This is a genomic window from Mesorhizobium sp. M7D.F.Ca.US.004.03.1.1, assembly GCF_003998635.1.
GTDB lineage: Bacteria > Pseudomonadota > Alphaproteobacteria > Rhizobiales > Rhizobiaceae > Mesorhizobium > Mesorhizobium loti.
In genome coordinates this window covers 1-10,112 of record NZ_RZQG01000130.1, presented here as the reverse complement: position 1 = coordinate 10,112, position 10,112 = coordinate 1, and the positions used below count along the sequence as shown (strand labels likewise).

Sequence of the window (10,112 nt, the reverse complement as noted above, 5' to 3'; positions counted from 1 at the left end):
TTCTGGTGGTCAACAGCAGCGCATCGCGCTGGCGCGCGCCATCGCGCCGAAGCCGAAGCTGCTGCTGCTCGACGAACCGCTGTCGGCGCTCGACGCCAAGGTGCGCGTGTCGCTGCGCGAGGAAATCCGCTCGATCCAGAAGAAGCTCGGCATCACCACCATCTTTGTCACGCACGACCAGGAGGAGGCGCTGTCGATCTCCGACCGCATCGCCGTCATGTATGGCGGCAAGGCCGAGCAGGTCGGCACGCCGTTCGAGATATACAACCGCCCGGCAACCAAGTTCGTCGCCAATTTCGTCGGCACGCTGAACGTGCTCGAAGGCACTGTCACCGACGCTGCGGCAGGCACGGTGCGGGTCAATTCCGAACAGGTTTCGCTCAAGGGCAAGCTCAATGGCTCCAAGTCGGGCGACACGCTGTCGCTGGCGTTGCGTCCGGAAGCGATTTCGCTCGGCCGCCAGCCCGGTCGCGACTCCAGCCTGTCGGGAGAAATCTCCGAAGTGCATTTCCTCGGCTCGGTGATCCGGGTTCGTGTCGGTATCGGTGGCAACACGGTCTCGCTCGACACCTTCAACAGCCCGGCAACGCCGCCGCCTGCGGTCGGTGAGAAGGCCGAGATCTCGTTCTCGTCGAGCGATATGCTGGTGCTGCACTAGGCTGCGCCAGCGCTTGCCTAGGCGGGCGCGATGAACGGTTGTGAGACCGTTTGAAAGACAGGCAGTGCTTCCATTCGCTCGGCATGTGCGCCGAGCGCTGGGAAGTCAGCCGGCGAAACCAGCCCTGGATGCGCCTCGCCGATGAAGCGAAACACCGCGGCAACTGCGATATCGGCGTGACCGATGCGGTCGCCGAACCAGTAGAGCGTCGACCTTTCCTTGAGATCGGCTTCCAGCACGGCAAGGACAGTCTCTATCTGTGTGCGGCAGCGCCCAGCCCAGAGGTCGGAGACCTTCTCGTGCAATCGCATCTCGTAGAACAGGCTGACCGCCTTGTCGCCGAGCCCGGTGGCCAGGGCCGAGACCTTCAACGCCTGATGGCGGGCCGGTTCGGTCGTCGGAAACATCCGTCGGTCGGCTGGGACGAGGCTGTCGAGATAGTCGAGCATCAAATGGCTTTCGATCAGCACTTCGCCATTGTCGAGCACCAGCGTCGGCACCCGCGTCAATGGATTGTAAGACCGGATCTTGTCGGCATCGCCGAAGGCCGACCAGGGATGATGCTCGTAGGATATCCCGTAGAGCGTCAGCGCGATGCCGACGCGGCGAACGAAGGGGGAGTCATATTGGCCGATGAGGATCATATCGGTCTTGTACGGCAGGAGGCGGTTAGAGGCCTACAGCCAGAGGGCTTGAGTTTGATGGCCAATCGACCGCATCCTGCTGGTATATCTGCGCCGGCAGTCCCGTCTCACTGAAGTAACAGCCCATGGCTCTTTTCGAACTCACCCTTGTCCTGCTTTTGACTGCCGTTGCATTGACGGCGTTATCGCGACTGTTGGAGATTCCCTATCCGTCCCTACTGGCTTTGGCCGGGGTCGGGATTGCCTTCGTGCCGGGTGCGCCAATGATCGAGATCGATCCGGAACTGGCGCTTGCCCTGTTCATCGCTCCGGTGCTTCTCGACGCCGCCTATGACACCTCATTGCGCGACCTGAAGCGCTACCGGCTATCGCTGGCTCTGCTGGCGCTTGGCGCCGTTGTCTTCACCACTGTGGTGGTTGCGTTCGTCGGCTGGAAGATGGCCGGCCTGCCGATCGCGGCGGCGATCGCGCTCGGCGCCATCGTAGCACCTCCGGATGCGGTGGCGGCATCCGCGGTGCTCGGGCAATTCAAGGTGCCGCACCGCATCACCGCCATCTTGCAAGGCGAGAGCCTGCTCAACGATGCCACAGCACTGCTGATCTACCGGCTGGCGGTTTCGGCAGCGCTCGGCTCGATCATGCTGAGCAACGCCATTCCGACGATCTTGCTATCAACGATAGGCAGCCTCGTCGCGGGTTATCTGCTTGGCCGCTTCTCGCTCATGACGCTCACCCGGATCGAGGATGCGGCGAGCAGCACGGTGGTGCAATTCGCCGGAACTTTCGGGGTCTGGATCCTCGCTGACAGGCTCGGTCTTTCGGCCATCATCACCATCGTCGTCTACGCCATGACCATCGCGCGCAGGGCGCCGCGCCGCATGTCGGCAAGACGCCGCGTCAGCACCTATTCTGTCTGGGAGTCGGCGGTGTTCGTGCTCAATGTTCTGGCTTTCGTGCTGATGGGCCTGCAGGCGCGGTCGATCGTCGGCCGGCTCTCCGGCGAAGGACAAGGCGAAGCATTTCTCTTCGCCGCAACGGTGCTGGCCGTCGTCATCGTGGCGCGCCTCGTCTGGGTGGCGAGTTATGTTGCGATCATACGATGGTTTGCCCGCTTCGGCAGCGAAGAAACAAGACGAGATATGCCGACGTTTGGCGGCGCGGTGCTCGTTGGTTGGTGCGGCATGCGGGGGCTGGTGACGCTGGTGGTGGCGATTGCCCTGCCGGCCAATTTTCCCGGCCGTGATCCGATTGTGCTTGCCGCCTTCGCAGTGGTTCTGGGCACCCTGGTGCTGCAAGGCATGAGCCTGAAGCCTTTGCTGCGGATACTCAACTTCGACCCGGACAGAACCGTCGACAACGAAGTGGCGCAGGCGCGCGTTGCCATCATGCAGGCCGCACTCGACGTGTTGAGCCGCAAGACGTCGGCCGCAGCAGCCGTTGTGCGCGAGCAATATGAGGCTCAGCGCCTGGTCGCGGAAAATCCGGAGGACGCACAGGCGGCAACCGAATATGACCGGCTGCGCCTTTATGCCATCAACCGCCAGCGCGACACGCTGGAGGAATTGCGCCGCAACGGTACGATCGGTGACGAGGCCTACCACCGGCTGGAGGAAGAAATCGACTGGTCGGAACTGGCGGCATCCCCGGCTGGAAGTTTCCAGCCATTGACGACCACCTGACCGCTGGCCCAGCCCCGTCGCTCGCTCGGTACATTGCAACGCTATCGCCGAACGGCTACTGCATCACAAATTGAGCCGGATAAGCAATGAAGCTGGTCAGCTACAACATCCAGTACGGGTTCGGCGGCGACGGGCGCTACGATCTTACGCGCGCCGCGCGCATCGTTGCCGGCGCCGATATCATTGCCTTGCAGGAGGTCGAGCGGCACTGGCAGCGCAGCAATTTCGACGACCAGCCGGAGCTGCTTTCCAGCCTCCTGCCGGACTATTACTGGGTCTATGGCCCGGCCTTCGACATGGATGCCAGCGAGCAGCGCGATGGTCGTCTGGTCAACCGGCGCCGCCAGTTCGGCACCATGGTGCTGTCGAAGCTGCCGATCGTCTGGTCGCGGCTGCATGCGCTGCCGATGCGCCGCACGCTGCGGCCGCTCAACACCCGCAATGCGGCGCTCGAATGCATGATCCGCACGCCGGCCGGCCCGGTGCGGGTGTTATCGCTGCATCTCGCCCATATCGCGGTCGAGGAGCGGCTGGAGCAGATCGACTATCTCATGGCCGAGCATCGCCGGGCACCGTCCGATGGCGGGCCGTGGAGCGGCGTCGACGATGAGCCCACGCGCAATTGGACCAGTGGTGAAGCGGAGCCGGAAAACCCGCTGGCGGCGATCTGGATGGGCGATTTCAACATGGAGCCGGGCAGCGCCGAATATAGCCGTATCGTCGGCAGCACACCCTACCATCGCGGGGCTGCTTATCTCGACGGCTTTGTCGACGCCGCCGCTGTCGCCAGCGAGCCGGCTCAGGACTTCCACACCCATGTGAAGACCATCGACGGCAAAGTGGCAAAGCGCCGGCTCGATCATTGCTTCGTCGGCGGCATGTTCGCCGGGCGCGTGCGCTCGGTCAGCGCCGACATCGGCGAGGTTGCATCGGATCATTTCCCGCTGCGGGTCGACATCGACCTGGAAACGCCCGGCATCGCCCCATGAGCCGCGCATGACACTTTTCGTCTTCTTCGCAGTGCTTGCCGCCGCCGCCATGCACGCGATCTGGAACGCGCTGGTCAAGGTCCATCTCGACCGCTTCCTGTCGATCACGCTGATGACGCTCGGCATGGGCGCCGCAGCACTCGTCGTGCTGCCCTTCGTCGAAGTGCCGAAGGCGGAAGTGTGGCCCTACATCATCGCCTCCGTCGTTTTCCACATGGGCTACCGGACCTTCCTGATCGGCGCCTACAAGGCCGGCGATTTCGCCCAGACCTATCCGCTGGCGCGCGGCACCGCACCACTGCTGGCGGCCTTTGGCGGCATGTTCGTCGTTGCCGAGATTCCCGGCCCGTTCGCCATTCTCGGCATCTTTTTGTTGTCGGCCGGTACGCTGGTGATGTCGTTTCGCGGCGGCGCGCATCTGGAGAAACTCAACCTGCGCGCGGTAGGCTTTGCGCTCGGCACCTCGATCTTCATCGCCAGCTACACGCTGTCCGACGGCAGCGGCGCGCGGCTGGCCGCCACGGCGCAGAGCTATGCCGCCTGGCTGTTCATCTGCGATGCTTTTGGCGCCTTGGTGCTTTGCCTCATCTTCCGTGGGCCGAAGGCGCTGCCGGTGCTGGCGCGCGACTGGAAGACGGGGCTGTTCACCGGCGTGCTCAGTGGTGCGGCCTACTGGATCGTGATGTGGGCGATGACCAAGGCGCCGATCGCCTCGGTGGCATCGCTGCGCGAAACTTCGATCCTGTTTGCCATGATGATCTCGGTGTTCGCGCTCGGCGAGAAGATGACGGGCTGGCGCGGTGCCGCCGCGCTCAGCATCGTCGCCGGTGTCGTCGCACTTAGGCTTGGTTGACTGCTGTCAACTCAGCACGGTCATCACCTGGCCACGTCGTTCCGGACTGAAACGGATGACGACGATGATGCAAACGGCGACCACGCCTGCGAACAGCGCCAGCGCATAGCCATAGCTGCCCCCGGCGCTTTCAGCGATTCCAGCCTGATAGGGGCCGCCATAGGATGCCGCGAGATTACCCGCCTGATAGATGAAGCCCGGCAGGGTCGCCCGCACCGCGCCGGGCGAAAGCTCATTGAGGTGCACCGGGATGACGCCCCAGGCGCCCTGCACCGCGACCTGCATGATGAAGGCGCCGATGGCGAGCATGAAGGGCGTGGTCGAGTAGGCCCACAGCGGGATCGACGGCAAGGCGATCAGGCAGGCCAGCGTGATGGCGTTGACGCGGCCGATCTTCTCCGACAGCGCGCCGAATGCCAGGCCACCGACGATGGCGCCGATGTTGGCGACGATGGTGATCCAACTCACCGTATGCGGATCGAAGCCGTGCTGCTTCTTCAGGAAGGTCGGGTAGAGATCCTGCGTGCCATGGCTGAAGAAATTGAAGAACATCATCAGCACGACGGCATAGAGCGCGACGCCCCAGTGTTTCTGTAGCGTTTCCAGAAGGCCTGGTCTCGCGGTCTTCTGCGCTTCGACGAAGGCCGGCGATTCCGGCACATGCGAGCGGATGAACAGGACAATCAGGGCAGGCACGAAGCTGAGCAGGAACATGGCACGCCAGCCGATCGTGTAGCCGCCGATTGTCTGCTGATAGAGCAGGCCATAGACCACCGCCGCCAGGAGATAACCGGCCGGATAGCCGCACTGCAGGATGCCCGAAACCATGCCGCGGGCACTGGGCGGGATGGATTCCATGGCCAGCGAACTGCCAAGCCCCCATTCGCCACCCATGGCGATGCCGAACAGAGCGCGCAGCGCCAGGAAGATACCGAGATTGGGCGAGAAGGCGGCCAGCGCGCCAATCACCGAGTAGCTGACGATGTTGAGCATGAGGATGGGCTTGCGCCCGTATTTGTCGGCAAGCATGCCGAAGAAGAACGCGCCGATGAAGCGCGTTGCCAGCGTCAGGAACAGCGCCTTGGAGACTGCAGGAACGTCGGTCTGGAATTCAGACGCAATATCGGTGAGCAGGAATGTCAGAAGGAAGAAATCAAATGCGTCCAGCGTCCAGCCCAGGAATGAGGCCAGAACAGTCTTTTTCTGCTGCGAATTGAGGGTCAAGACCTTCCTCCTTTGCCATCCCCGTGAGCAACGATATGTCGCCCGATTGGCAAAAGAGAACAGCGATCAGCTGGCTTTCGAAAAGCCGGCGGTCACTTTTTCGTAAGATCGAGATCGAAGACCATCAGTCCGTCCGTGCCGCCTTCGAGAGCCGCGACCAGCCGCGCGCCGGCGCGCTGATGCGCCTCATGCACCAGATAGGCGTCGCGCGCGGCGGCATCGCGGAAATCGATGGTGAAGCCGTGGGTGAAGCCGCGGGCGAACGGCTCGGGGCTGACATTGGCGCTGAACTGGACCGTGTCCATGCCATCGATCACCTGTCGTAGCGCCTCGAGGTCGGCATGGATCGCCTTGCGCTCGCCGTCGCCAACATCATTGCGGAATCTAGCGAAAACACAGTGCCTGATCATATTTTGCTCCTGAGTGGCTAAGCCGCCCGGTTTCCGGAAAACACCGCCGGCGGCAGTGGCTCGCGGCCGAGGACCAGGTCGGCGCCCTTTTCTCCGACCATGATGGTCGGCGCATTGGTGTTGGAGGAGGGCACGCGCGGCATCACCGAGGCGTCGCAGACGCGCAGGCCCTCGATGCCGCGCAGCCGCAGATCCGGCGTCACGACGGCCATATCGTCATGGCCCATGCGGCAGGTGCCGACGGGATGATGGTCGGTCTTGGAACTGCGGCAGGCATAGTCGAACAGCTCGTCGTCGCTGGCGAGCGACGGGCCGGGCAGGACTTCGCGCAGCACGTAAGGGGCAAGCGCCTTCTGCCGCATGATCTCGCGCGCCAGTCTTAGCCCCTTGATCGACATGGCGCGATCATAGGGATCGGACCAGTAGTTCGGATCGATCAGCGGGTGGTCGGCGGGATCGGCACTCTTCAGCCTCACCGTGCCGCGCGAGCGCGGCCGCAGGAAGGCCGAGTTCAGGGTGACGCCGGGGTTTTTCAGCTTCTCGACGCCGGCCTCGATGCCGGAGCCTAGGCCGAGATGGAACTGGATGTCGGGCGAGGCGGCGGTCGGGTCGGCGTACCAGAAGCCGCCGGTCTCGAACAGGCTGGAGGCCACTGGCCCCTTCTTTAAAAGCAGATATTGCAGACCGGCCCAGGCCGTGCGGTGCAGCTTGGCGTAGTTGTCGTAGGTGTGGTCGCCGGTGCATTCGGCAATGACGAACAGATCGAGATGGTCCTGCATGTTGGAGCCGACGCCGGGCAGATCGTGCACCGGTGTGACGCCGACCGACTTCAGGTGATCGGCCGGGCCGATGCCCGATTGCATCAAGAGTTTTGGTGAGCCGATGGCGCCGGACGAGACGATCACCTCGCGCTCGGCGCGCAGGATCTTCTTCTCGCCGCCCGGCCTGTCCACCACCTCGACGCCGATGGCACGGCCCTTCTCGACGACGATGCGCGTCACCAGCACATCGGTTCGGAGGGTGAGGTTCTTGCGGGAGCGGATCGGCTTGAGGTAGGCCACCGAAGCGGAGGAGCGCCGGGCGTCTTTCTGAGTCAACTGGTAATAGCCGACGCCTTCCTGGCTGGCGCCGTTGAAGTCCGGATTGAAAGGGATGCCCATCTCCTGGCCGGCGCGGAAATAGGCCTCGCAGATAGGTAGTGGCGAAATCGGGTTCGAGACGCCGAGCGGGCCTTGGTCGCCATGAAAGTCGTTGGCGTAGCGCTGGTTGTTCTCGGCGCGTTTGAAGTAGGGCAGCACGTCGCGATAGCCCCAGCCGGCGAGGCCCTCTTCCTTCTCCCAGGCGTCGTAGTCGCGGGCATTGCCGCGCGTGTAGATCTGGGCGTTGATGGAGGAGCCGCCGCCGACCACCTTGGCCTGCGTGTACCAGAAAACGCGGTCCTTCATGTGCTTCTGCGGCACCGTCGACCAGCCCCAGGAGGCGATGCCCTTGGTCATCTTGGCGAAGCCCGCCGGCATGTGGATATACGGATTCCAGTCCTTGCCGCCGGCTTCCAGCAGCAGAACCGAATTGGCCGGATCCTCGCTCAGCCGGTTGGCCAGAACGCAGCCGGCAGGACCGGCGCCCACGATGATGTAGTCGGTCATGACACTGTCCACTTACAGTCGCGGCACGGAGAGCGCGCCGTCGACATTGATGATCGAGCCGGTCGAAAAGCCGAGCTTGCCGCCGGCGAGGGCCGCCACCACCGCGCCGATATCTGACGCTTCGCCCCAGCGCTTTGCCGGCACCAGTCCACCGTCGATGAGGGCGTCGTATTTGGCGGTGACGCCTGCCGTCATGTCGGTGTGGATGATGCCGGGCCGCACCTCGAACACACCGATGTTTTCAGGCGCCAACCGCAGCGCCAGGTTCTTCACCCACATCGAAAGCCCGGCTTTCGAGATGCAGTAGTCCGGCCGCTCCGGCGACGCCATTTCGGCGCTGACCGAGGTGATGGTTATGATTGATCTCTGATCGCCCGATGTGGCCAGCATCGCCTTGGCGACGGCCTGGCTGAGGAAGACGGTGCCGCGCAGATTGATGCTGAGCGTACGGTCGAAATTCTCCGGCTGGAGGTCCAGCAGATCACCGCGCACCACGGCGCCGACGCCGGCATTGTTGACCAGGCAATCGATGCGGCCGAAGGCGCGCATCGCCGCATCGACAAGTGCGGTGTGGCTGGCGAGATCGGCAATGTCGCAAGGGACATAAGCGAATTTCGCGCCGCGCCCGGCGATGTCTCTGGCAAGTCCGTCAGCGGCTGTTTCGGCAAGATCGGCGACCAGAATATCGAAGCCGGCATCGGCGAGTGCCTGGGCGCAGGCAAGGCCAATGCCGCGTGCACCGCCGGTGACGATGGCCGCCGGACGGGTCATGCGGCGAGGTCCGTCTTGCGGATATGATCAGCAACCCGCAGCGCCTGTGCGGCGATCGACAGGGCCGGGTTGACGGCGGCCGAATTGGGCAGGAAGCCGCCGTCGACGACGAACAGGTTCCGGTGGTCGAACGAGCGGCAGAAGGGATCGAGCGGCGCGGTGGCCGGATCGTCGCCCATCTTGACCGTGCCGCACTGATGCGAGGGCGTGCGCTTGTCGAAGGGGCGCGACAGCACGAGGGGATAACCGCAGGCGCGGAAGTTTTCGCGCATCACCTTGGTCAGCCCATCGAGCGACTGCATGTTGGAGCGCCGCCACTGCATGACGATGTCCTTGCCGTCGACCATGATGCGGCTTTCCGGATCGGGCAGGTCCTCGCACATCAGGTACCAGTCGACGGCATGGCCGGCCATGAAATCGAGCGCGAATTTCGGTGTGTATTTGACATTGGCCTTCAGCATGTTGCCGTCGATCTTGCCGAGCAACTGGACATTGCCGAGCGGCTTGCCCCCCTTGCCGTCGGACAGATAATAGTCGTTCAGCATCAGCGTCTTCTGGTAGACGGAATCGTTGCGGCGGCGCGGATCGATCGCCAGCATGGCGCTCGAATTGTGGTTCATGAAATTGCGACCGACCTGGTCGGAGCGGTTGGCGAGGCCTTTGCCATCCGATGTGGGCGAGCGCAGCAGGATAACGGCGGAATTGACCGCGCCGGCCGAGAGGATGACCAGCTTCGGCGATACCTTCTTCAGCGCGCCATTCTGCCGGTAGTGAATGGCTGATATGGTTTTGCCGTCGGGCGATACTTCGAGATATTCGACATAGGCTCCAGTCTCAAGCTTGATGTTCTGGTCGGTCAGGGCAGCCGTCAGCGGTCCCGTCTGCGCGTCGACCTTGCCTTGGCCGGTGTTCGGGAAGGCATCCCAGCCGGTCTTGCCCTCTTTCAGCCAGGTGTCGATATCGACGCCGAGCGGCAGCGAGGCCGGATGCAGGCCGAGGTTTTTCAGCTCGGCGCGGGCGCGGGCGATGGGGGCTTCGTCGGGCACCGGCTTGAAGGCATAGGGGACCGAATGGAACGGCTCGGTCGGGTCCTCGCCCAGTGCACCGCGCACGCGAAACAGCTGTTCGGCTCTGGAATACCAGGGCTCGAATTCCTCATAGGAAAACGGCCAGGCCGGCGAGACGCCGCCGAAATGCTCCATGGCCGCAAAGTCCTCTTTGCGGTAGCGGATCAGCAC

At 63.5% G+C, this 10,112-nt stretch carries 10 protein-coding genes; 4 read left to right on the top strand and 6 right to left on the bottom strand.

Annotated features, from left to right (window positions below; translation table 11 throughout):
* A partial coding sequence (locus EN935_RS10525; protein ID WP_164771074.1) for an ABC transporter ATP-binding protein occupies window positions 1-658 on the top strand: 658 nt, incomplete at its 5' end.
* A 17-nt stretch (window positions 659-675) separates the two neighbouring features.
* Here the strand turns inward: EN935_RS10525 and EN935_RS10520 are convergent.
* Window positions 676-1,302 carry a glutathione S-transferase family protein gene (locus tag EN935_RS10520; protein WP_126070378.1) on the bottom strand — a complete coding sequence of 209 codons (627 nt, stop codon included), beginning with the start codon at window positions 1,300-1,302 and terminating at the stop codon, window positions 676-678.
* A gap of 125 nt (window positions 1,303-1,427) precedes the next feature.
* On the opposite strand from EN935_RS10520, the gene EN935_RS10515 reads away from it, so the two are divergent.
* The 3 genes from EN935_RS10515 to EN935_RS10505 all read left to right on the top strand — a co-directional run bounded on the left by EN935_RS10515 (window position 1,428) and on the right by EN935_RS10505 (window position 4,823).
* A complete protein-coding gene (locus tag EN935_RS10515; RefSeq protein WP_127264716.1) occupies window positions 1,428-2,981 on the top strand; it encodes a sodium:proton antiporter in 1,554 nt (517 codons plus the stop codon).
* A gap of 86 nt (window positions 2,982-3,067) precedes the next feature.
* The gene (locus tag EN935_RS10510) at window positions 3,068-3,970 is read left to right on the top strand and encodes an endonuclease/exonuclease/phosphatase family protein (RefSeq protein ID WP_127264717.1); all 903 of its coding nucleotides are present in this window, start codon (window positions 3,068-3,070) and stop codon (window positions 3,968-3,970) included.
* 7 nt (window positions 3,971-3,977) lie between these two features.
* A complete protein-coding gene (locus tag EN935_RS10505) occupies window positions 3,978-4,823 on the top strand; it encodes an EamA family transporter (RefSeq protein ID WP_109659222.1) in 846 nt (281 codons plus the stop codon).
* A 6-nt stretch (window positions 4,824-4,829) separates the two neighbouring features.
* Here the strand turns inward: EN935_RS10505 and EN935_RS10500 are convergent, their stop codons facing one another.
* The 5 genes from EN935_RS10500 to EN935_RS10480 form a co-directional block, all read right to left on the bottom strand.
* Window positions 4,830-6,047 carry an MFS transporter gene (locus tag EN935_RS10500; RefSeq protein ID WP_109659224.1) on the bottom strand — a complete coding sequence of 406 codons (1,218 nt, stop codon included), beginning with the start codon at window positions 6,045-6,047 and terminating at the stop codon, window positions 4,830-4,832.
* A 92-nt stretch (window positions 6,048-6,139) separates the two neighbouring features.
* A complete protein-coding gene (locus tag EN935_RS10495) occupies window positions 6,140-6,457 on the bottom strand; it encodes a Dabb family protein (protein ID WP_109659226.1) in 318 nt (105 codons plus the stop codon).
* Between the two features lie 17 nt (window positions 6,458-6,474).
* Entirely contained in the window at window positions 6,475-8,103 is a 1,629-nt protein-coding gene (locus EN935_RS10490) for a choline dehydrogenase (RefSeq protein ID WP_127264718.1), read from the bottom strand.
* Window positions 8,104-8,115: 12 nt separating this feature from the next.
* Window positions 8,116-8,874 (bottom strand): 3-ketoacyl-ACP reductase, encoded by a 759-nt coding sequence (locus EN935_RS10485; RefSeq protein WP_127266192.1) that lies wholly within the window; start codon window positions 8,872-8,874, stop codon window positions 8,116-8,118.
* The coding region (locus EN935_RS10480) for a GMC family oxidoreductase (protein ID WP_164771073.1) at window positions 8,871-10,112 on the bottom strand (1,242 nt) is incomplete at its 5' end. The genes EN935_RS10485 and EN935_RS10480, both read right to left, overlap by 4 nt.